This window comes from Pseudomonas sp. PDM17, assembly GCF_014851985.1.
Taxonomy (GTDB): domain Bacteria; phylum Pseudomonadota; class Gammaproteobacteria; order Pseudomonadales; family Pseudomonadaceae; genus Pseudomonas.
In genome coordinates, this window is record NZ_JACVAT010000005.1 from 332557 (window position 1) to 355458 (window position 22902).

General features: G+C 64.6%; 19 protein-coding genes. 18 read left to right on the forward strand and 1 reads right to left on the reverse strand.

What is annotated here, in order from left to right:
* Positions 1-119: 119 nt before the first annotated feature.
* The 16 genes from mraZ (at position 120) to lpxC (ending at position 17874) form a co-directional block, all read left to right on the forward strand.
* Positions 120-575: a division/cell wall cluster transcriptional repressor MraZ gene (gene mraZ / locus IB256_RS19780; RefSeq protein ID WP_081517487.1), complete on the forward strand. Its 456-nt coding sequence runs from the start codon at positions 120-122 to the stop codon at positions 573-575.
* An 8-nt stretch (positions 576-583) separates the two neighbouring features.
* Positions 584-1525: a 16S rRNA (cytosine(1402)-N(4))-methyltransferase RsmH gene (rsmH, locus tag IB256_RS19785; protein ID WP_192289969.1), complete on the forward strand. Its 942-nt coding sequence runs from the start codon at positions 584-586 to the stop codon at positions 1523-1525.
* Positions 1522-1815, forward strand: coding sequence for a cell division protein FtsL (gene ftsL, locus IB256_RS19790; protein WP_192289967.1), 294 nt, complete (start codon positions 1522-1524; stop codon positions 1813-1815). The genes rsmH and ftsL overlap by 4 nt, the downstream gene beginning before the upstream one ends.
* On the forward strand, positions 1812-3560 hold the full coding sequence (locus IB256_RS19795) for a peptidoglycan D,D-transpeptidase FtsI family protein (RefSeq protein ID WP_081517488.1): 1749 nt from the start codon (positions 1812-1814) through the stop codon (positions 3558-3560). The genes ftsL and IB256_RS19795 overlap by 4 nt, the downstream gene beginning before the upstream one ends.
* On the forward strand, positions 3560-5023 hold the full coding sequence (locus tag IB256_RS19800) for a UDP-N-acetylmuramoyl-L-alanyl-D-glutamate--2,6-diaminopimelate ligase (RefSeq protein ID WP_192403773.1): 1464 nt from the start codon (positions 3560-3562) through the stop codon (positions 5021-5023). The genes IB256_RS19795 and IB256_RS19800 overlap by 1 nt, the downstream gene beginning before the upstream one ends.
* Positions 5016-6380, forward strand: a complete 1365-nt coding sequence (locus tag IB256_RS19805) for a UDP-N-acetylmuramoyl-tripeptide--D-alanyl-D-alanine ligase (RefSeq protein ID WP_192403775.1) — start codon at positions 5016-5018, stop codon at positions 6378-6380. Before IB256_RS19800 ends, IB256_RS19805 begins: the two co-directional genes overlap by 8 nt.
* On the forward strand, positions 6381-7463 hold the full coding sequence (gene mraY / locus IB256_RS19810) for a phospho-N-acetylmuramoyl-pentapeptide-transferase (RefSeq protein ID WP_081517491.1): 1083 nt from the start codon (positions 6381-6383) through the stop codon (positions 7461-7463). It abuts the gene before it with no gap.
* A gap of 13 nt (positions 7464-7476) precedes the next feature.
* Positions 7477-8823: a UDP-N-acetylmuramoyl-L-alanine--D-glutamate ligase gene (gene murD, locus IB256_RS19815; RefSeq protein WP_192403777.1), complete on the forward strand. Its 1347-nt coding sequence runs from the start codon at positions 7477-7479 to the stop codon at positions 8821-8823.
* Positions 8823-10022 carry a putative lipid II flippase FtsW gene (gene ftsW / locus IB256_RS19820; RefSeq protein WP_045209625.1) on the forward strand — a complete coding sequence of 400 codons (1200 nt, stop codon included), beginning with the start codon at positions 8823-8825 and terminating at the stop codon, positions 10020-10022. The genes murD and ftsW overlap by 1 nt, the downstream gene beginning before the upstream one ends.
* Entirely contained in the window at positions 10012-11085 is a 1074-nt protein-coding gene (murG, locus tag IB256_RS19825) for an undecaprenyldiphospho-muramoylpentapeptide beta-N-acetylglucosaminyltransferase (RefSeq protein ID WP_192289959.1), read from the forward strand. The genes ftsW and murG overlap by 11 nt, the downstream gene beginning before the upstream one ends.
* Positions 11078-12532, forward strand: coding sequence for a UDP-N-acetylmuramate--L-alanine ligase (murC, locus tag IB256_RS19830; RefSeq protein ID WP_192289957.1), 1455 nt, complete (start codon positions 11078-11080; stop codon positions 12530-12532). Before murG ends, murC begins: the two co-directional genes overlap by 8 nt.
* Entirely contained in the window at positions 12529-13476 is a 948-nt protein-coding gene (locus IB256_RS19835; RefSeq protein ID WP_192289955.1) for a D-alanine--D-alanine ligase, read from the forward strand. The genes murC and IB256_RS19835 overlap by 4 nt, the downstream gene beginning before the upstream one ends.
* A 3-nt stretch (positions 13477-13479) precedes the next feature.
* Positions 13480-14343 carry a cell division protein FtsQ/DivIB gene (locus IB256_RS19840; RefSeq protein ID WP_192289953.1) on the forward strand — a complete coding sequence of 288 codons (864 nt, stop codon included), beginning with the start codon at positions 13480-13482 and terminating at the stop codon, positions 14341-14343.
* A gap of 21 nt (positions 14344-14364) precedes the next feature.
* Complete coding sequence (gene ftsA / locus IB256_RS19845) at positions 14365-15612, forward strand: cell division protein FtsA (RefSeq protein ID WP_045209630.1); 1248 nt, start codon at positions 14365-14367, stop codon at positions 15610-15612.
* Positions 15613-15665: 53 nt separating this feature from the next.
* The gene (gene ftsZ, locus IB256_RS19850; RefSeq protein ID WP_017518095.1) at positions 15666-16850 is read left to right on the forward strand and encodes a cell division protein FtsZ; all 1185 of its coding nucleotides are present in this window, start codon (positions 15666-15668) and stop codon (positions 16848-16850) included.
* A gap of 112 nt (positions 16851-16962) precedes the next feature.
* Positions 16963-17874: a UDP-3-O-acyl-N-acetylglucosamine deacetylase gene (gene lpxC / locus IB256_RS19855; RefSeq protein WP_045209632.1), complete on the forward strand. Its 912-nt coding sequence runs from the start codon at positions 16963-16965 to the stop codon at positions 17872-17874.
* A 69-nt stretch (positions 17875-17943) separates the two neighbouring features.
* Here lpxC and IB256_RS19860 read toward each other — a convergent pair whose 3' ends face one another.
* A complete protein-coding gene (locus IB256_RS19860; RefSeq protein ID WP_192403779.1) occupies positions 17944-18411 on the reverse strand; it encodes a DUF721 domain-containing protein in 468 nt (155 codons plus the stop codon).
* A 290-nt stretch (positions 18412-18701) separates the two neighbouring features.
* On the opposite strand from IB256_RS19860, the gene secA reads away from it, so the two are divergent.
* Entirely contained in the window at positions 18702-21452 is a 2751-nt protein-coding gene (secA, locus tag IB256_RS19865; RefSeq protein ID WP_192289949.1) for a preprotein translocase subunit SecA, read from the forward strand.
* A gap of 118 nt (positions 21453-21570) precedes the next feature.
* Positions 21571-22788: a bifunctional glutamate N-acetyltransferase/amino-acid acetyltransferase ArgJ gene (gene argJ / locus IB256_RS19870; protein ID WP_081517499.1), complete on the forward strand. Its 1218-nt coding sequence runs from the start codon at positions 21571-21573 to the stop codon at positions 22786-22788.
* The last annotated feature ends 114 nt before the right edge of the window (positions 22789-22902 follow it).

A 22902-nucleotide genomic window follows, 5' to 3' on the forward strand; every position in this document is an offset into this window, starting at 1 on the left:
CCCCTCTGGCTCGCCTTGACGGTGGGGAGCGCGGATTTCTATAGTGTGCGGAAGTGGTACGAAGTGGGTAAAAGTGGGATCAACAGGCATGGATAGCCAACCACAGGGGAAGCGCTGACGTGTTTCGCGGAGCTAACGCCATCAGTCTCGACGCCAAAGGGCGCCTCGCGATGCCGAGTCGGTATCGTGACGAGCTCGTTTCGCGTTGCAATGGCCAGCTCATCGTCACCATCGATGCCGTCGACACCTGCCTCACCGTATACCCCCTCCCTGAATGGGAACTCATCGAAGCCAAGCTGCGCGAACTGCCCTCGCTGCGTGAAGAAACGCGGCGCCTGCAGCGTTTGCTGATTGGTAATGCCGTTGACCTGGAGCTGGATGGCGCCGGGCGTTTTCTCATTCCGCCGCGCCTGCGCGAGTACGCCGGCCTGGACAAGAAGGCGATGCTGGTCGGCCAGCTGAACAAGTTCCAGTTGTGGGACGAAGACAAATGGAATGCGGTTGCCGAGGCCGATCTCGCAGCCATCAAAGAGCCCGGCGGCCTGCCGGATGAATTGCGCGACCTTATTCTGTGAGCCTGCCTGTGACCAGTACCTTCCAACACATCACCGTTCTGCTCGAGGAGGCCGTAGAAGCGCTGGCCCCCCTGGAGGGCGGCCGCTATGTGGACGGAACCTTCGGAAGGGGAGGGCACAGCCGGGCCTTGCTCGGCAAGCTCGGGCCGGGCGGTCAACTGCTCGGGTTCGACAAGGATCCCCAAGCCATCGCGACGGGAAAAACACTGGCGGCCGAAGACGGCCGCTTCGTCATTGTGCAAAGGTCCTTCGCCGAGATGGCGGAAGAGTTCACCGCGCGTGGCCTGCAGGGCAGCGTGAATGGGGTTCTGCTGGACCTTGGCGTGTCCTCGCCGCAGCTGGATGACCCCGAGCGCGGCTTCAGCTTCCTCAATGACGGCCCGCTGGACATGCGCATGAACCCGGACCAGGGCGTCAGCGCGGCGCAGTGGATCGCCACTGCGGCGGAAGACGAGATCGCCCGCGTGTTCAAGGACTACGGCGAGGAGCGTTTCGCCAAGCGCATGGCTCGCGCCATCGTGCAGCGCCGTGCGGAAGCGCCGTTCGAGCGCACCGCCGATCTGGCGGCCGTGATCACCGAGGCCAATCCGGCCTGGGAGAAGGGTAAGAACCCGGCTACCCGAGCCTTCCAGGGGCTGCGGATCTTCATCAATAACGAGCTGGGCGATCTGGAGCGGGGTCTCGAAGCCGCGCTGGAAGGCCTGGCCGTGGGCGGGCGCCTGGTGGTGATCAGTTTCCATTCGCTGGAGGACCGCATCGTCAAACAGTTCATGCGCAAGCAGGTGAAGGGCGAGGCGGACAACCTGCCGCGCAACCTGCCGATTCAGGTCAAGCCTTTTGACCCGCGCATGAAGCTGATCGGCAAGCCGGTCTACGCCTCCGAGGCTGAACTCAAGGCCAACCCGCGCTCGCGCAGCGCAGTCATGCGCATCGCGGAGAAGCTCAGATGAGCCGGCTCTTCTCCAAGCGCCTGCCGACCGGCAGCTTCTTCATGTTGCTGCTGTTCATCGGTGTGCTGCTGTCGGCCATCTCCGTTTCCTATAGCGCGTACTGGAACCGCCAGTTGCTCAACTCGCTGTACGCCGAGCTCAACATTCGCGACAAGGCGCAGGCCGAGTACGGCCGCCTGATCCTCGAACAGAGCACCTGGACGGCCCACAGCCGCATCGAGGGCCTGGCGACTGACCAACTGAAGATGCGCGTGCCCGATCCGACCGAAATCATCATGGTGGCGCCATGAGAGACCTGGCCGGCGCTCGCTATCCCTGGCGCTTCCGCGTCGTCATCGCCCTGCTGCTGGCGATGGTGGCGGCGATCGCCTGGCGGATCGTCGACCTGCACGTCATCGACCATGATTTCCTCAAGGGCCAGGGTGATGCGCGCAGCGTGCGGCACATCACCATTCCCGCGCACCGTGGCCTGATTACCGACCGTAATGGCGAACCGCTGGCCGTGAGTACCCCGGTTGCCACGCTCTGGGCCAACCCCAAGGAGCTGGTGCTCGAGCGTGAAAAGTGGGGCTTCCTCGCTGACGCCCTTGGCCAGCCCAAGGCGGCGCTGTCCGAGCGCCTGGACGCGAACGCCGACAAGGAGTTCATCTATCTGGTCCGTGGCCTGACTCCGGAGCAGGGCGAGGCCGTGATGGCCCAGGTGAAGACCCATCGCATCCCTGGCGTCTATTCGGTTGAAGAATTCCGCCGCTTCTACCCGTCCGGCGAAGTCGCCGCGCAGGTGGTGGGCTTCACCGACGTCGACGACCGCGGCCGTGAAGGTGTGGAGCTGGCCTTCGACAGCTGGCTGGCCGGCGTGCCGGGCAAGCGCCAGGTGCTCAAGGACCGCCGTGGCCATCTGATTCGCGATGTGCAGGTCACCCGCAACGCCAAGGCCGGCAAGACCCTGGCCCTGTCCATCGACCTGCGCCTGCAGTACCTCGCCAACCGCGAGCTGCGCAATGCGCTGGTGGAGAACGGCGCCAAGGCCGGCAGCCTGGTGATCCTCGACGTGAAGTCCGGCGAAGTGCTGGCCATGGCCAACCAGCCGACCTACAACCCGAACAACCGTCGCAACCTGCAGCCGGCGATGATGCGCAACCGCGCCATGATCGACGTGTTCGAGCCGGGTTCGACCATGAAGCCGTTCTCCATGAGTGCGGCGCTGGAAACCGGCCGCTGGAAACCCACCGACAAGGTCGAGGTCTACCCCGGCACCCTGCAGATCGGCCGCTACACCATTCGTGACGTGTCCCGTACCGAGGGGCCGGTGCTGGACCTGACCGGCATCCTGATCCGCTCCAGTAACGTGGGGATGAGCAAGGTCGCTTTCGATATCGGTGGTGAGGCCATCTACAGCCTGATGCAGAAGGTCGGCCTCGGTCAGGACACCGGCCTGGGCTTCCCCGGCGAGCGTGTCGGCAACCTGCCGAACTACCGGGAATGGCGCAAGGCAGAAACTGCGACCCTTTCCTACGGCTACGGCCTGTCCGTCACTGCCATCCAGCTCGCCCATGCCTATGCGGCGCTGGCCAACAATGGTCGCAGCGTTCCGCTGACCATGGTCCGCGCCGATCGTCCGGCCGAAGCCACCCAGGTCATCCCCGAGCCGGTCGCCAAGACCATGCAGGGCATGCTGCAACAAGTGATCGAAGCGCCGAACGGCGTGTACCGCGCCCAGGTGCCGGGTTACCACGTTGCCGGCAAGTCCGGTACCGCGCGCAAGACCGCGACCGGCGCCAAGGGCTATGCCGAAAACTCCTACCGCTCCCTGTTCGCCGGCTTCGCGCCAATGAACAACCCGCGCTACGTCGCCGTGGTGGTCATCGATGAACCCAGCAAGGCCGGCTACTTCGGTGGTCTGGTCTCCGCGCCGGTGTTCAGCAAGGTGATGTCCGGCACGCTGCGCCTGATGAACGTGCCGCCGGACAACCTGCCGGCGACCCCGCAGCAACAAGCTGATGCTGCGCCCGCTGCCAAAGGAGGGCGTGGCTGATGCCGATGAGCCTGAATCAACTGCTGCCGCAAGCCGAAAGTGGCGAACTGATCCGTGAGCTGACCCTGGACAGCCGCACCGTCAAGCCGGGCGACCTGTTCCTGGCTGTGCCGGGTGGCCGTCAGGACGGCCGCGGGCACATTGCCGCCGCGCTCACCCAGGGTGCAGCCGCTGTCGCCTATGAAGCAGAGGGGGCTGTAGACCTGCCACCCAGCGATGTGCCGATGATTGCCATCAAGGGCCTCGCCAAGCAGCTGTCCGCTATCGCCGGGCGCTTCTACGGCGAACCCAGCCGTGGCGTCGAACTGGTCGGCGTGACCGGTACCAACGGCAAGACCAGCGTCAGCCAGCTGGTGGCCCAGGCGCTGGACCTGCTCGGCGAACGCTGTGGCATCGTCGGCACCCTCGGCACCGGTTTCTATGGCGCGCTGGAAAGCGGTCGCCACACCACGCCTGACCCGCTTGCCGTGCAGGCGACCCTGGCACGCCTGAAACAGGCTGGCGCCAAGGCCGTTGCCATGGAAGTGTCCTCCCACGGCCTGGAACAGGGCCGCGTTGCGGCGCTGGGCTTCGATGTGGCGGTGTTCACCAACCTGTCCCGCGACCATCTGGACTACCACGGCTCGATGGAAGCCTACGGCGCCGCCAAGGCCAAGCTGTTCGCCTGGCAAGGCCTGCGTTGCCGGGTGATCAACCTGGACGACGACTTCGGCCGCCAGCTGGCTGCCGAGTCCCAAGAATCCCGACTGATGGGTTACAGCCTGAGCGACCCGTCGGCCTACATCTATTGCCGCGAAGCCACCTTCAGCGATGCCGGCGTGCAAGCGCAGATCGTCACCCCGCAGGGCGAAGGCCTCCTGCGCAGCTCGCTGCTGGGCAAGTTCAACCTGAGCAACCTGCTGGCCGTGGTCGGCGCTCTGCTGGGGCTGGACTACCCGCTGGGCGACGTGCTCAAGGTGCTGCCGCAGCTGGAAGGGCCGATCGGCCGCATGCAGCGCCTGGGCGGCGGCGAAAAGCCGCTGGTGGTCGTGGACTACGCCCACACCCCGGACGCGCTGGAAAAAGTCCTGCTGGCCCTGCGTCCGCACGTACATGGCCAGTTGCTTTGCCTGTTCGGCTGCGGCGGCGACCGTGACAGCGGCAAGCGCCCGATCATGGCGCAGATCGCCGAACAGCATGCCGACCGCGTGCTGGTTACCGATGACAACCCGCGCACCGAGAAGAGCGAGGCGATCATCGCCGACATCCGTGCCGGTTTCGCCAAGCCCGAAGTGGTGGAGTTCGTGCCCGGCCGCGGCGAAGCCATCGCTCGCCTGATCGCCGCTGCCGGCGTCGATGACGTCGTGCTGCTGGCCGGCAAGGGTCATGAGGATTACCAGGAGATCGACGGTGTTCGCCACCCGTTCTCCGATCTGGAACAAGCCGCCAAGGCGCTGGCTGCCTGGGAGGTGAAGCGTGCTTAAACCCCTTTCGCTCAACGAGGTCGCTGGTGCGCTGCAAGGCCGTGTGGTCGGCGCCGACACCAGCTTCGACGCCGTGAGCACCGACAGCCGCGCCATCGTGCCCGGCCAGCTGTTCATTGCCCTGACCGGTCCGCGTTTCGACGGCCACGACTACCTGGCTGACGTCGCCGCCAAGGGCGCGGTTGCTGCCCTGGTCGAGCGCGAAGTCGCCGGTGCGCCGCTGCCGCAACTGATCGTGGCAGATACCCGTATCGCGCTGGGCCAGCTTGGCGCGCTGAACCGTGCTGCCTTTACCGGTCGCGTCGCGGCTGTGACGGGCTCCAGCGGCAAGACCACCGTGAAGGAGATGCTTGCCAGCATCCTGCGGACCCAGGGCGAAGTCCTGGCGACCCGCGGCAACCTGAACAACGACCTCGGCGCACCGCTGACCCTGTTGCAGCTGGCGCCTGAGCACAAGAGTGCGGTCATCGAGCTGGGCGCCAATCGTGTCGGCGAGATTGCCTACACCGTCGCGCTGACCCGCCCGCAGGTCGCCATCATCACCAACGCCGGCACCGCCCATGTGGGTGAGTTCGGCGGCCAGGACAAGATTGTCCTGGCCAAGGGCGAGATTCTCGAGGGGCTGGCTGCCGACGGCGTGGCCATCCTCAATCGCGACGACAAGGCCTTTGATACCTGGCAGGCCCGTGCTGCCGGTCGTCGTATCTCCAGTTTCGGCCTGCACGATGCGCGCGCCGATTTCCGCGCCAGCGATGTAAAGCGTGATGCTCGTGGTTGCCCGGGTTTCACCCTGCAGGGCCCGGCCGGCGAGGCTGCCGTCCAGCTGAATCTGCTGGGTGAGCACAACGTCACGAATGCGCTGGCCGCTGCCGCAGCCGCTCATGCCCTTGGCGTGCCGCTGGTCGGGATCGTTTCCGGCCTGCAGAACCTGCAGCCGGTCAAGGGTCGCGCCGTAGCCCAGCTGGCGACGAATGGCATGCGTGTGATCGACGACAGCTACAACGCCAACCCGGCTTCAATCTGCGCGGCGATTGATATACTCGCCGGCTTTTCCGGCCGGACCGTCCTGGTCCTCGGGGACATGGGCGAGCTGGGCGCGTGGGCGGAATCTTCCCACCGCGAAGTGGGAACCTACGCCATTGGCAAAGTCACCGCGCTCTATGCCGTCGGACCGTTGATGAGCCACGCCGTGCAGGCGTTCGGTTCCGCGGGCCGGCACTTCGCCGATCAGGCCAGCCTGATCAGCGCCCTGGCCGACGAAGCATCGACCACCACCATTCTGATCAAGGGTTCCCGCAGCGCGGCGATGGACAAGGTCGTCGCGGCGCTGTGTGGTTCCTCCGAGGAGATTCACTAAATGCTGCTGCTGCTCGCCGAGTACCTGCAACAGTTCTACAAGGGCTTCGGCGTCTTCCAGTACCTGACCCTGCGCGGCATCCTGAGTGTGCTGACCGCGCTCGCCCTGTCGCTCTGGCTGGGCCCGTGGATGATCCGCACCCTGCAGATCCGCCAGATCGGCCAGTCCGTGCGCAACGACGGCCCGCAATCGCACCTGTCCAAGAAGGGCACGCCGACGATGGGTGGCGCGCTGATCCTCACCGCCATCGCCATCAGCACGCTGCTGTGGTCCGACTGGTCGAACCGTTACGTCTGGGTCGTGCTGGCCGTGACCCTGCTGTTCGGCGCCATCGGCTGGGTGGATGACTACCGCAAGGTAATCGAGAAGAACTCCCGCGGCCTGCCGAGCCGCTGGAAGTATTTCTGGCAGTCGGTATTCGGCCTGGGCGCGGCGATCTTCCTCTATATGACTGCCGAGACGCCGGTCGAGACTACCCTCATCGTGCCGATGCTGAAGAACGTCGAGATCCCGCTGGGCATCTTCTTCGTGGTGCTGACCTACTTCGTGATCGTCGGCTCCAGCAACGCGGTGAACCTGACCGACGGCCTCGACGGCCTGGCGATCATGCCCACCGTGATGGTCGGCGGCGCGCTGGGGATCTTCTGCTACCTGTCGGGCAACATCAAATTCGCCGAATACCTGTTCATCCCGAGTGTGCCGGGCGCGGGCGAGCTGATCATCTTCTGCGGCGCCATCGTCGGCGCAGGGTTGGGCTTCCTCTGGTTCAACACCTACCCGGCCCAGGTGTTCATGGGTGACGTCGGCGCGCTGGCGCTGGGCGCCGCGCTGGGCACCATCGCCGTGATCGTCCGCCAGGAAATCGTGCTGTTCATCATGGGTGGCGTGTTCGTCATGGAAACCCTGTCGGTGGTGATCCAGGTCGCCTCCTTCAAGTTGACCGGCAAGCGGGTGTTCCGCATGGCGCCGATCCACCACCACTTCGAACTCAAAGGCTGGCCTGAACCGCGCGTGATCGTGCGCTTCTGGATCATCACGGTGATTCTCGTGCTGATCGGCCTGGCCACGTTGAAACTGCGTTGAGGACTGATCGAGCATGAGCCTGATCGCTTCCGACCAATTCCGCATCGTTGTCGGCCTCGGCAAGAGCGGCATGTCCCTGGTGCGCTACCTGGCGCGCCAGGGCGTGCCTTTTGCCGTGGCCGATACGCGCGCGAATCCGCCGGAGCTGGCGACCCTGCGCGAGCAGTATCCGCAGGTCGAGGTGCGCTGTGGTGACCTTGACGCCGATTTCCTCTGCCGCGCCCAGGAGCTCTTCGTGAGCCCAGGCCTGTCGCTGCGCGTGCCGGCGCTGATCGAAGCTGCCGCCCGTGGCGTGCGCATGTCCGGCGACGTCGACCTGTTCGCGCGTCACGCGAAGGCGCCCATCGTCGCCATCACCGGTTCCAACGCCAAGAGCACCGTCACCACCCTGGTGGGCGACATGGCCAGGGCCGCCGGCAAGCGCGTCGCCGTTGGCGGCAACCTCGGAACCCCGGCGCTGGACCTGCTGGCCGATGACGTCGAGCTGTACGTGGTGGAGCTGTCCAGCTTCCAGCTGGAAACCTGCGAGCGTCTGAACGCCGAAGTCGCCACCTGCCTGAACGTCAGCGAAGACCACATGGATCGCTACGACGGCATGGCCGATTACCACCTGGCCAAGCACCGCATCTTCCGCGGCGCCAAGCAGGTCGTGGTGAACCGTGCCGACGCGCTGAGCCGTCCGCTGGTCGCCGACAACGTGCCGTGCTGGACGTTCGGCACCAACAAGCCGGACTTCAAGGGCTTCGGCCTGATCGAAGAAGACGGGGAGAAGTGGCTGGCATTCCAGTTCGACAAACTGATGCCGGCCCGTGAGCTGAAGATCCGTGGCGCGCACAACCAGTCCAATGCACTGGCCGCACTGGCCTTGGGGCACGCTGTCGGCCTGCCGTTCGAGCCGATGCTGCAGACCCTGCGTGAGTTCGCCGGCCTCGCTCACCGCTGCCAGTGGGTGCGTGAGCGAAACAGCGTGAGCTACTACGACGACTCCAAGGCCACCAACGTTGGCGCCGCCCTGGCGGCCATCGAAGGCCTGGGCGCCGACATCGACGGCAAGCTGGTGCTGATCGCCGGTGGCGACGGCAAGGGCGCCGACTTCCATGATCTGCGTGACCCGGTTGCGCAGCATTGCCGCGCCGTGGTGCTGCTGGGGCGTGACGCCGAGCTGGTGAGTGCCGCCATTGGCAACGCCGTACCGAAGGTCCGCGTGAATACCCTGGAAGAAGCCGTCGAGCACGCTGCCGACCTGGCTCTGCCGGGTGACGCCGTGCTGCTGTCGCCGGCCTGCGCGAGCCTGGACATGTTCAAGAACTACGAAGAACGCGGACGTCTGTTCGCCAAGGCCGTGGAGGAGCTCGCCTGATGTTCTCCTTCCTGCGCCCTTATCCGTCCCCGCTGATCAGCCGCAATGGCATCGACATCGACTTCCCGCTGCTCGCGGGTTGTCTGGCGCTGCTCGGCCTCGGTCTGGTGATGGTCACTTCGGCATCCTCCGAAGTCGCCGCGGCGCAGTCCGGCAACCCGCTGTACTTCTCGGTCCGCCACCTGATCTACCTCGCCATCGGCTTCGTCGCCTGCGGCGTGACCATGATGGTGCCGATGGAAACCTGGCAGCGCTGGGGCTGGAAGCTGCTCGCCGTGGCCTTCCTGCTGCTGGTGATGGTGATCACCCCCGGCATCGGCCGCGAGGTGAACGGCTCCATGCGCTGGATCGGCTTCGGCCTGTTCAACATCCAGCCCTCGGAGATCGCCAAGGTCTTCGTGGTGATCTTCATGGCCGGCTACCTCGTCCGCCGACAGGAAGAAGTGCGCGAGAGCTGGCTGGGCTTCTTCAAGCCTTTCGTGGTGCTGCTGCCGATGGCCGGCCTGCTGCTGCGCGAGCCCGACTTCGGCGCCACCGTGGTGATGATGGGCGCGGCCGCTGCGATGTTGTTCCTCGGCGGCGTGGGCCTGTTCCGCTTCGGCCTGATGGTGGCGCTGGCAGTGGGCGCCGTGGTCCTGTTGATCCAGACCCAGCCTTACCGGATGGCGCGCCTGACCAACTTCACCGACCCCTGGGCCGACCAGTTCGGCGCGGGCTACCAGCTTAGCCAGGCGCTGATCGCCTTTGGTCGTGGCGGCTGGACCGGCATGGGCCTGGGCAACAGCATCCAGAAGCAGTTCTACCTGCCCGAGGCGCACACCGACTTCGTGTTCGCGGTCCTCGCTGAAGAGCTGGGCATCGTCGGCGCCATGGCCACCGTGGCCCTGTTCGTCTTCGTCAGCCTGCGTGCGCTGTACATCGGCATCTGGGCTGAGCAGTCGAAACAGTACTTCTCCGCCTACGTCGCCTACGGGCTGGCCTTCCTGTGGATCGGTCAGTTCCTGATCAACGTGGGCGTGAACGTCGGCCTGCTACCGACCAAGGGCCTGACCCTGCCATTCCTCAGCTACGGCGGCAGCTCCCTGGTGATCTGCTGTGCCCAGCTGGGAATGCTGCTGCGCATCGAATGGGAACGCCGCACCGTGATGGGCAGCGAGGAATATGAATTCAGCGAAGAGGACTTTGCCGATGAAAGGTAACGTCCTGATCATGGCGGGCGGCACCGGCGGACACGTGTTCCCGGCCCTGGCCTGCGCCCGTGAATTCCAGGCACGCGGCTACAGCGTGCACTGGCTGGGCACTCCGCGCGGCATCGAGAACGACCTGGTACCCAAGGCCGGTCTGCCGCTGCACCTGATCGACGTCAGCGGCCTGCGCGGTAAGGGCCTCAAGTCCCTGTTGCGCGCGCCGTTCGATCTGCTCAAGTCGCTGTTCCAGGCCCTGGGCGTGGTTCGCCAGCTCAAGCCGGTCTGTGTGCTCGGCCTGGGCGGCTACGTCACCGGTCCGGGCGGGCTGGCCGCCAAGCTGTCCGGCGTGCCACTGGTGATCCATGAACAGAACGCCGTTGCCGGCACCGCCAACCGCAGCCTTGCGCCGCTGGCCAAGCGTGTCTGCGAAGCCTTCCCGGACACCTTCGACAGCAGCGCCAAGCGCCTGACCACCGGCAACCCTGTGCGCGTCGAGCTGTTCCTGGAAGAGGGCGCCCGCGCGCCGCTGGCCGGCCGCCGCGTCAACCTGCTGGTTCTGGGCGGCAGCCTGGGCGCCGAGCCGTTGAACAAGCTGCTGCCCGAAGCGCTCGCGCAAATCGGGGCCGAGATTCGCCCGGCCATTCGCCATCAGGCCGGTCGTCAGCATGACGAAATTACTGCGGAGCGTTATCGCGCTGCGGGTGTCGAAGCGGACGTAGCTCCGTTCATCGCCGACATGGCCGCCGCCTACGCCTGGGCCGATCTGGTGATCTGCCGCGCCGGAGCGCTGACCGTGAGCGAGCTGACCGCCGCCGGCCTGCCGTCCTTCCTGGTGCCGCTGCCCCACGCGATCGATGACCACCAGACCAAGAACGCCGAATTCCTGGTGCGGGAGGGCGCGGCCCACCTGCTGCCACAGAAATCTACCAGCGCCGCTGAACTGGCCGCGCAGTTGTCCGAGGTATTGATGCATCCCGATTCCCTGACCCGCATGGCCGCTCGCGCACGCAGCCTGGCCAAGCCCGAGGCTACCCGCACGGTAGTCGATGCCTGCCTGGAGGTGGCCCGTGGTTAAAGAACCCACCGGCGTCACCCGCACCATGCGGCGCATCCGCCGCATCCACTTCGTCGGCATCGGTGGCGTGGGCATGTGCGGTATCGCGGAAGTGCTGCTCAACCTGGGTTACGAAGTCTCCGGCTCCGACCTCAAGGCTTCGCCGGTCACCGAGCGCCTGGAAAAGTTCGGTGCGGAAATCTTCATCGGCCACCGCGCGGAGAACTCCGACGGTGCTGACGTGCTGGTGGTTTCCAGCGCGGTGAACAAGTCGAACCCGGAAGTCGCTGCAGCGCTGGATCGCCGTGTGCCGGTCGTGCCGCGCGCCGAGATGCTCGCCGAGCTGATGCGCTATCGCCACGGCATCGCCGTCGCCGGTACCCACGGCAAGACCACCACCACCAGCCTGATCGCCTCGGTATTCGCCGCCGGCGGCCTGGACCCGACCTTCGTCATCGGCGGCCGCCTGAACGCCGCCGGCACCAACGCGCAACTGGGCACCAGCCGCTACCTGGTGGCCGAGGCCGACGAGAGCGACGCCAGCTTCCTGCACCTGCAGCCGATGGTCTCGGTGGTCACCAACATCGACGCCGACCACATGAGTACCTATGGCGGCGACTTCAACAAGCTCAAGCGCACCTTCGTCGACTTCCTGCACAATCTACCGTTCTACGGCCTGGCCGTGGTCTGCGTGGACGACCCGGTGGTGCGCGAGATTCTGCCGCAGGTTGCCCGTCCGACCGTGACCTACGGCCTGAGCGAGGACGCCGACGTCCGCGCTATCAACATCCGCCAGGAAGGCATGCGCACCTACTTCACCGTGTTGCGCCCCGAGCGCGAGCCGCTGGACGTCTCGGTGAACATGCCCGGCCTGCACAACGTACTGAACTCCCTGGCGACCATCGTCATCGCCACCGATGAAGGTATTTCCGACGAGGCCATCGTCCAGGGGCTGTCCGGTTTCCAGGGCGTCGGTCGACGCTTCCAGGTCTATGGCGACCTGCAGGTGGAAGGCGGCAGCGTGATGCTGGTCGACGATTACGGCCACCACCCGCGCGAAGTCGCAGCGGTGATCAAGGCCGTTCGCGGTGGCTGGCCGGAGCGCCGTCTGGTGATGGTCTACCAGCCGCACCGCTTCAGCCGTACCCGTGACCTGTACGACGACTTCGTGCAGGTGCTGGGCGAAGCCAACGTGCTGATGCTGATGGAGGTCTACCCGGCCGGCGAAGAGCCGATCCCTGGCGCCGACAGCCGTCACCTGTGCCACAGCATCCGCCAGCGCGGCCAGCTCGACCCGATCTACCTGGAGCGCGGCGGTGATCTCGCTTCGCTGCTCAAGCCGCTGCTGCGTCCGGGCGACATCCTGCTCTGCCAGGGCGCCGGCGATATCGGCGGGCTGGCTCCGGCACTGATCAAGAATCCGATGTTCGGCGTCGCTGCTGCGGGCGCCGAGGGGAAGAAGCAATGAGTGACGTCCTCAAATCCGCCCTCGAGCCTCGCGCCTTCGGTCGCGTCGCCGTGCTGTACGGCGGCAAGAGCGCCGAACGCGAGGTGTCGCTGAAGTCCGGCGCCATGGTTCTGCAGGCTCTGCAGGGCGCTGGCGTGGACGCCTTCGGTATCGACGTGGGCGATGATCTGCTGGAGCGTCTGACCCGCGAGAAGATCGACCGCGCCTTCATCATCCTCCACGGTCGTGGCGGTGAAGACGGCACCATGCAGGGTCTGCTGGAAATCGCCGGCATTCCCTACACCGGCAGCGGCGTGCTGGCTTCGGCGCTGGCCATGGACAAGCTGCGCACCAAGCGTGTGTGGCTGAGCCTCGGCCTGCCGACGCCCGACCACGCCGTGCTTGCCAGCGAGGACGATTGCCGCACCGCTTCCGCGAAGCTCGGCTTCCCGCTGATCGTCAAGCCGGCCAGCGAAGGTTCAAGCATCGGCATGGCCAAGGTGAACAGCGTGGAAGAGCTGATCGCCGCCTGGGCTGCTGCCGCGAAATTCGATCCACAGGTGCTCGTCGAGCAGTGGATCAGCGGCCCCGAATACACCGTCGCGATCCTCCGTGGCCAGGTGCTGCCGCCCATTCGCCTGGGCACCCCGCACACCTTCTACGACTACGACGCGAAGTACCTGGCCAACGATACCCAGTACCAGATTCCCTGCGGCCTCGATGCCGAGAAGGAACAGGAGCTCAAGGACCTGACCGCGCGCGCCTGCGATGCCCTTGGCATCCAGGGCTGGGGCCGGACCGATGTGATGCAGGACGCCCAAGGGCGCTTCTGGCTGTTGGAAGTGAACACCGCACCGGGCATGACCGACCACAGCCTGGTGCCCATGGCCGCGCGCGCGGCCGGCCTGGATTTCCAGCAACTGGTGCTGGCGATCCTCGCCGACAGCGTCGAGGCAAGGGGGTAAGTCATGAACGGCGCGCAGCTTCGTCACCAGAATCCCGGGATCGGCCGTGCTCCGGCACGCAAGCCGGTGCCGCGCGGCGCCAGCCGTCTGGTGGCCAAGGAGCCGCTCAGCGCCCGCATGCCCAAGCCCAGCCTCGGCTTCCTGAAGGTGCTGCTGTGGCCTCTGGTGCTGGGTGTGCTCGGCGGCGGTGCCTACTACGGTGCGCAATACGTGCTGCCTTACGCGGACCGGCCGATCGCCAAGGTCAGTGTGGAAGGCGACCTCAGCTACATCAGCCAGGCGGCGGTGCAGCAGCGGATCAGCCCCTATGTGTCGGCCAGTTTCTTCACCATCGACCTGGCCGGCATGCGCCAGGAACTGGAGCAGATGCCCTGGATCGCCCACGCCGAAGTGCGTCGCGTATGGCCCGACCAGGTGGTTGTCCGCCTGGACGAGCAATTGCCCATCGCCCGTTGGGGTGACGAAGCCCTGCTGAATAATCAGGGTCAGGCTTTCGCCCCGCGTGAAGTGGCCAACTACGAGCACCTGCCGCGCCTGTCCGGCCCGCAGCGTGCGCAGCAGCAAGTGATGCAGCAGTACCAGATTCTCAGCCAGATGCTCCGCCCGCTGGGCTTCACCATCGCCAGCCTGGACATGAGTTCGCGCGGCGCCTGGACCCTGGGCACCGCGCAGGGCGTTGAGATCATGCTGGGCCGCGATCACGCGGTAGAACAGATTCGCCGGTTCGTGACCATCTACGACAAGGCGCTGAAAGACCAGATTACGAAAATTGCCCGCATCGACATGCGCTACCCCAACGGCCTTGCCGTAGGCTGGCGCGATCCGATGCCGGAAGCGACGGTGGCTCAGACCACCGCCGCGCAGTGAGTTGAGGAGACTTCGATAAACATGGCAAGCGTGCAGAGCGGCAAAATGGTCGTCGGCCTGGACATCGGCACCTCCAAGGTGGTGGCGCTGGTGGGTGAGGTAGCGGCCGATGGCAAGCTGGAAATCGTCGGCATCGGGACGCATCCGTCGCGCGGCCTGAAGAAGGGCGTGGTGGTGAACATCGAATCCACCGTGCAATCGATCCAGCGCGCCATCGATGAAGCCCAGCAGATGGCTGGCTGCCGTATCCACTCGGCCTTCGTCGGCATCGCCGGCAACCATATCCGCAGCCTGAATTCCCACGGCATCGTGGCGATCCGCGACCGCGAAGTGAGCGGGGCGGACATCGAGCGCGTACTGGATGCTGCCCAGGCCGTGGCCATCCCGGCCGACCAGCGTGTGCTGCACACCCTGGCACAGGACTACGTGATCGATAACCAGGAGGGCGTGCGCGAGCCGCTGGGCATGTCCGGCGTACGTCTGGAAGCCAAGGTGCACGTGGTGACCTGCGCGGTGAATGCCGCGCAGAACATCGAGAAATGCGTGCGCCGCTGCGGCCTGGAAGTGGATGACATCATTCTCGAGCAGCTGGCCTCGGCCTACTCCGTGCTCACCGAGGATGAAAAGGAACTGGGCGTGTGCCTGGTGGACATCGGCGGCGGCACTACCGACATTGCCATTTTCACCGAAGGTGCCATCCGCCATACGGCGGTGATCCCGATCGCCGGCGATCAGGTCACCAACGACATCGCCATGGCGCTGCGTACCCCGACCCAGTACGCCGAAGAAATCAAGATTCGATATGCTTGTGCCTTGGCCAAACTGGCCGGTCCGGGCGAAACCATCAAGGTGCCCAGCGTAGGGGATCGGCCGCCGCGGGAACTGTCGCGCCAAGCGCTTGCCGAAGTGGTCGAGCCTCGTTACGACGAGCTCTTCACCCTGGTTCAGGCTGAGCTGCGTCGCAGTGGCTACGAGGACCTGATTCCGGCCGGGATCGTTCTGACCGGTGGCACCTCCAAGATGGAAGGTGCCGTCGAACTGGCCGAAGAGATCTTTCATATGCCGGTGCGCCTGGGCGTACCACACAGCGTCAAGGGACTGGCTGACGTCGTGCGCAATCCGATCTATTCCACCGGCGTGGGGCTGCTGCTGTACGGACTGCAAAAGCAATCCGACGGCATCTCCATGTCCGGCAGCAGCTTCAGCAGCGACGAACCCAAGACACCGGTACTGGAAAAGCTTAAACGCTGGGTCCAGGGCAATTTCTGATTTACCACCGCGGTAAACGTAGGCAACACAACTAGAAAGGAAGGAGAGGGGAAATGTTTGAACTGGTAGATAACGTCCCGCAAACAGCAGTCATCAAAGTGATCGGCGTAGGTGGTGGCGGCGGCAACGCCGTGAACCACATGGCCAAGAACAACGTTGATGGCGTCGAATTCATTTGCGCCAACACCGATGCGCAGGCGCTGAAGAACATCGCCGCGCGTACCGTGCTGCAGCTCGGCCCGGGTGTGACCAAGGGCCTGGGCGCTGGCGCCAACCCTGAAGTAGGCCGTCAGGCCGCCATCGAGGACCGTGAGCGCATCGCCGAAGTCCTGGAAGGCGCCGACATGGTCTTCATCACCACCGGCATGGGTGGCGGTACCGGTACCGGTGCTGCGCCGATCATTGCCGAGGTTGCCAAGGAAATGGGCATCCTCACCGTGGCCGTGGTCACCCGTCCGTTCCCGTTCGAAGGTCGCAAGCGCATGCAGATCGCCGACGAGGGCATCCGCTCGTTGGCTGAAAGCGTCGACTCGCTGATCACCATCCCGAACGAAAAACTGCTGACCATCCTGGGCAAGGACGCGAGCCTGCTGGCCGCCTTCGCCAAGGCTGACGATGTACTGGCCGGTGCCGTTCGCGGTATCTCCGACATCATCAAGCGCCCGGGCATGATCAACGTCGACTTCGCCGACGTGAAAACCGTCATGAGCGAAATGGGCATGGCCATGATGGGTACCGGCTGCGCCAGCGGCCCGAACCGCGCTCGCGAGGCTACCGAGGCCGCGATCCGCAACCCGCTGCTGGAAGACGTTAACCTGCAGGGCGCCCGCGGCATTCTGGTGAACATCACCGCCGGCCCCGACCTGTCCCTGGGCGAGTACTCCGACGTGGGTAACATCATCGAGCAATTCGCTTCCGAGCACGCCACCGTGAAAGTGGGTACCGTGATCGATCCGGACATGCGCGACGAGTTGCACGTCACCGTGGTCGCCACCGGCCTGGGCGCTCGACTGGAGAAACCGGTCAAGGTCGTCGATAACACCGTTCAGACCCAGGCCGTCAGCACCCAGGCTCCGGTTCAGCGCGAGCAGCAGTCGGTGAACTACCGTGACCTGGACCGTCCGACCGTCATGCGCAACCAGAACCACGGCGGCGCAGCCACCGCGGCCAAGCTGAACCCGCAGGACGATCTCGACTATCTGGACATCCCGGCCTTCCTGCGTCGTCAGGCCGATTGAGTCGATTTATCAGGAGTATCAATGTGATTGGTGTTCAGCAAAGGGCGGTTCTGCTATCATCGCCGCCCATTGTTGACAACAGTTCGCAACTTGCGCGAAAGCGGCCAAAGCCATGATCAGACAACGCACCTTGAAGAACATCATCCGGGCGACCGGTGTCGGCCTGCACTCCGGGGAAAAGGTTTACCTGACCCTGAAGCCGGCTCCCGTCGATACTGGCATCGTGTTCTGCCGGACCGATCTCGACCCTGTGGTGGAAATTCCCGCCCGGGCCTCGAACGTCGGCGAAACCACCATGTCGACCACCCTGATCAAGGGTGACATCAAGGTGGATACCGTGGAGCACCTGCTCTCGGCCATGGCCGGCCTGGGTATCGACAACGCCTATGTCGAGCTGTCCGCATCGGAAGTTCCGATCATGGACGGCAGCGCAGGTCCTTTCGTATTCCTGATCCAGTCCGCTGGCCTGCAAGAGCAGGAAGCGGCCAAGAAGTTCATCCGTATCAAGCGCGAAATTACGGTGGAAGAGGGCGACAAGCGCGCCACCTTCGTTCCGTTCGACGGCTTCAAGGTGAGCTTCGAGATCGATTTCGATCACCCGGTCTTCCGTGGTCGCACCCAGAAAGCCGTGGTGGATTTCTCCAGCACTTCCTTCGTGAAGGAAGTCAGCCGCGCCCGTACCTTCGGGTTCATGCGTGACATCGAGATGCTGCGTTCCCAGAACCTGGCTCTGGGTGGCAGTGTGGAGAACGCCATCGTGGTCGACGAGTATCGAGTGCTCAACGAAGACGGTCTTCGTTACGAGGACGAGTTCGTCAAGCACAAGATTCTGGACGCCATTGGTGACCTGTACCTGCTGGGTAACAGCCTCATCGGCGAGTTCATCGGTTACAAGTCCGGTCACGCCCTGAACAACCGTCTCCTGCGTACCCTCATCGCAGACAAGGACGCTTGGGAAGTGGTGACCTTCGAGGACGCCAAGACTGCGCCGATCTCCTATATGCGACCCGCTGCGGCCGTATAAGGAAACCTCCTCCTTTCAGCTACAACTTCAAAGGCCACCCTCGGGTGGCCTTTTTTTATTCCAGCGTTTTTATTCCTGGTCCGCTTCCGGCGACTTGCGACTGCGGCTGGCGAGGCGCTCGAGGGCGGCCTTGAGCTGCGGATTGCTGATGCCCTCGGCTGCTTCGTGCAGGGTGGCGGAGGCGGACTCGGTGATGCGGTTGGTATTCACTCGGGTGGGCGCCTGGATCACCGGCTGCACCTTGAACAGAATGCGCGCCAGGCCCCTGAACTCCTCAAATGCGGCCAGCTGCCGCAGCAGGCGGTTCTGCTGGTAGCGCAGGCGCGTGGCCCAGTGACCGTCGGTGACGACCAGCAGCAGGCTGCCCTCACGCCAGGAGGCGACGCGGCAGTAGGGGCGCGCGGCGGGCTGCAACTGCGAGTCGAGCAGTTCCTGCAGGCGCGAGAGGCGCTGCGCCTGGGCGAACAGCGACTGCAGCGGCTTGGCTTCGCGCAGCAGCTTGGTCATCGCCTTGGCGGGCAGGGTACGGAAGGCCATCGAAAGCAACCGGGAGTGAATGAAGAAGGATGGTAACAGATGCACTCAGGGCCAGAGGCCACCGTCCACCCTTGAAGTTATCCGGCTGCGTCACCATATCACCCACTCGGATTCAAAGTTGTCGGTCCATGCATTGCCCCCAAGCTCGCAGAATGCGAAGCTTCGGAGGATGACTTCGGCACTTTTTTCCCGGAAGTTTCCGGGTAGAATGCCCGCTTCATTGCCGTTCCGCGCCGCGGCCAGCCAGTCGGGCAGCCCTCCAATTCTCCAGTTCGGATGACCCAGTCGATATGTTTGCGCCTTTGTTGAAAAAACTCTTTGGAAGCAAGAACGAGCGCGAAGTGAAGCGCATGGCCAAGCAGGTCCAGGCCATCAATGCACTCGAGCCCCAGATGGTCCCGCTTTCCGATGAGCAACTGAAGGCCAAGACCGAAGAGTTCAAGGCACGCGTCGCCAAGGGCGAGACCCTCGACCAGATCCTTCCGGAAGCCTTCGCCGTCGCCCGTGAGGCCGGCAAGCGCGTCATGGGCATGCGTCACTTCGACGTCCAGCTGATCGGCGGCATGTCCCTGCACGAAGGCAAGATTGCCGAGATGCGTACCGGTGAGGGCAAGACCCTCGTGGGTACCCTGGCCGTCTACCTGAATGCCCTGTCCGGAAAAGGCGTGCACGTGGTCACCGTGAACGACTACCTGGCCCGCCGCGACGCCAACTGGATGCGCCCGCTGTATGAGTTCCTGGGCCTGACCGTCGGCATCGTCAGCCCGTTCCAGCCGCCGGAAGAGAAGCGCGCCGCCTACGCCGCCGACATCACCTACGGCACCAACAACGAATTCGGCTTCGACTACCTGCGCGACAACATGGCGTTCAGCCTGGAAGACAAGTTCCAGCGTGAACTGAACTTCGCCGTGGTCGACGAAGTGGACTCCATCCTCATCGACGAGGCGCGGACTCCGCTGATCATCTCCGGCCAGGCCGAAGACAGCTCCGAGTTGTACATCAAGATCAACAAGCTGATCCCGCGCCTGAAACGCCACATCGAGGAAGTCGAAGGCCAGGTGACCCAGCAGGGCCACTACAGCATCGACGAGAAGACCCGCCAGGTCGAACTCAACGAACAGGGCCATGCCTACGTCGAGGAACTGCTGACCCAGAACGGCCTGCTGGCCGAGGGCGAGAGCCTCTACTCGGCGCACAACCTCAGCCTGCTGACCCATGTCTACGCCGCGCTGCGCGCCCACACTCTGTTCCACCGCAACGTGGAATACATCGTCCAGGGCGACCAGGTCCTGCTGATCGACGAGCACACCGGCCGTACCATGCCGGGCCGTCGCCTCTCCGAAGGCCTGCACCAGGCCATCGAGGCGAAGGAAAATCTGCCGATCCAGGCCGAGAGCCAGACCCTGGCCTCGACCACCTTCCAGAACTACTTCCGCCTCTACACCAAGCTGGCCGGCATGACCGGTACTGCCGACACCGAGGCCTTCGAATTCCGCCAGACCTACGGCCTCGACGTGGTGGTGATCCCGACCCACCGTCCGGTTGCCCGTAAGGACTTCAACGACCTGGTCTACCTGACCCAGGACGAGAAGTACGCCGCCATCATCACCGACGTGCAGCAGTGCCAGGCGCTGGGTCGTCCGATCCTGGTGGGTACCGCCTCGGTCGAGACCTCCGAATACGTTTCGCAGCTGCTGCAGAACGCCGGCATCGAGCACAAGGTACTGAACGCCAAGTACCACGAGAAGGAAGCCGAGATCATTGCCCAGGCCGGTCGTCCGGGCTCGGTCACCATTGCCACCAACATGGCCGGTCGTGGTACCGACATCCTGCTGGGCGGCAACTGGGAAGTGGAAGTCGCCGCGCTGGAGAACCCCACCGACGAGCAGGTCGCGCAGATCAAGGCCGACTGGCAGAAGCGTCATCAGCAGGTCATCGAGTCGGGCGGCCTGCACGTGATCGCCTCCGAACGCCACGAATCCCGCCGTATCGACAACCAGCTGCGCGGCCGTGCCGGCCGTCAGGGCGACCCGGGCTCCAGCCGCTTCTACCTGTCGCTGGAAGACCACCTGATGCGCATCTTCGCCTCCGACCGGGTGAAGAACTTCATGAAGGCCCTCGGCATGCAGCCGGGCGAGGCGATCGAGCACCGCATGGTGACCAACGCCATCGAAAAGGCGCAGCGCAAGGTCGAAGGCCGCAACTTCGACATCCGCAAGCAATTGCTGGAGTTCGACGACGTCGCCAACGAGCAGCGCAAGGTGATCTACCACATGCGCAACACCCTGCTCGCGGCCGACAACATCGGCGAGACCATCACCGAGTTCCGCGAAGAGACCCTGAACAACACCGTCAGCGAACACATTCCGCCGCAGTCGCTGCCCGAGCAGTGGGACGTCGCCGGTCTGGAAGCTGCGCTGTACAGCGATTTCGGCCTCAAACTGCCGATCCAGCAGTGGCTGGACGACGACGAGAAGCTCTACGAAGAAACCCTGCGCGAGAAGATCCTCACCGAGCTGGTCGCTGCCTACAACGAGAAGGAAGAGCTCGCCGGCGAAGAAGCCCTGCGCACCTTCGAGAAGCAGATGCTGCTGCGCGTGCTGGACGACCTGTGGAAGGACCACCTGTCCACCATGGATCACCTGCGTCACGGCATCCACCTGCGCGGCTACGCGCAGAAGAACCCGAAGCAGGAATACAAGCGCGAGTCCTTCAACCTGTTCCAGGAACTGCTGAACTCCATCAAGCGCGACACCATCCGCGTGCTGTCCTTCGTCCAGGTTCGCCGCGAAGACCCGGCCGAAGAAGAAGCCCGCCTGCGCCGCGAAGCCGAGGAAATGGCCAAGCGCATGCAGTTCCAGCATGCTGCCGCACCGTCCATGGACCAGGTGACCGGCGAGCCGGAAGAAGAGGGTGAAATCCCGGCTGACAACGTAGTGCCGATGGAACCCGTCCGCAACGAACCGAAGATCGGCCGCAACGAGCCGTGCCCCTGCGGTTCGGGCAAGAAGTACAAGCACTGCCACGGTCAGGTGGAATAACGCTTTCCGCCCCTGATACCAACGCCGCGACCGGCCCTGCCGCTCGCGGCGTTTTTCTCATCTGCTTCACTGATTCGTTTCACTGACTTGATTCACTGACTAGATAGGAGCGCGCCACATGGCTGTTGGTCTCGGCCCCATGTCCACCCTGCACCCGGTCCCCGGTTTCGAACTCGGCATCGCCTCTGCCGGCATCAAACGACCCGGCCGCAAGGACATCGTGGTGATGCGTTGCGCCGAAGGCTCCACCGTGGCTGGTGTGTTCACTACCAACGCCTTCTGCGCCGCTCCCGTGATCCTGGCGCGCAAGCGCTTCCTGGGGCCGGTGCGCTACCTCCTGACCAACACTGGCAACGCCAACGCCGGCACCGGTGAACCGGGCCTGGTCAACGCCACCCGCACCTGCGCCAAGCTGGCCGAGCTTGCCGGCGTGCCGGAAAATGCCGTGCTGCCGTACTCCACCGGGGTGATCGGCGAGCCGCTGCCGGTCGAGAAGATCGAAGCCGCGCTGCCTGCCGCGCTGGCCAACCTGTCTGTGGATAACTGGGCCGACGCCGCTGCCGGCATCATGACCACCGACACCCTGCCCAAGGGCGCCAGCCGCCAGTTCCAGCACGACGGCGTGACCATCACGGTTACCGGCATCAGCAAGGGCGCCGGCATGATCAAGCCGAACATGGCCACCATGCTCGGTTACATCGCCACCGACGCGAAGGTTGCCCAGGGCGTGCTGCAGGACCTGCTGCGCGACGCGTCGAACAAGTCCTTCAATCGCATCACCATCGATGGCGATACCTCCACCAACGACTGCTGCATGCTGATCGCCACCGGCCAGGCCGCGCTGCCGGAGATCACCGCTGCCAGCGGCGCGCTGTTCGCCGCGCTGAAGCAGGCCGTGCTGGAAGTTTCCATGGAACTGGCCCAGGCCATCGTCCGCGACGGCGAAGGCGCCACCAAGTTCGTCACCGTGCAGGTGAATGGCGGCGCGACTCACCAGGAGTGCCTGGACGTCGGTTATGCCGTGTCCCACTCGCCGCTGATCAAGACCGCGCTGTTCGCTTCCGACCCGAACTGGGGCCGTATCCTCGCGGCTGTCGGCCGTGCCGGCGTGCCGGACCTGGACGTGAGCCTGATCGACGTGTTCCTCGATGACGTGGCCATCGCCAGCCGTGGCTGTCGCGCCACCAGCTACACCGAGGACCAGGGTGCCAAAGTCATGGCCCAGGAAGAGATCACCATCCGCATCGATCTCGGCCGCGGCACCTGCAGCGAGACCATCTGGACCACTGACCTGTCCCACGAGTACGTGAAGATCAACGCGGAATACCGAACCTGATCGACGCGTAAGCGCTGGCGCGGAGACCGTGCCGGCGCCTCGTCACACCTCGCATTCCCGATTTTCATCGATAGATGAAAATCGGGAATTTGTTTTCATGGCTGCCGCGCTCTA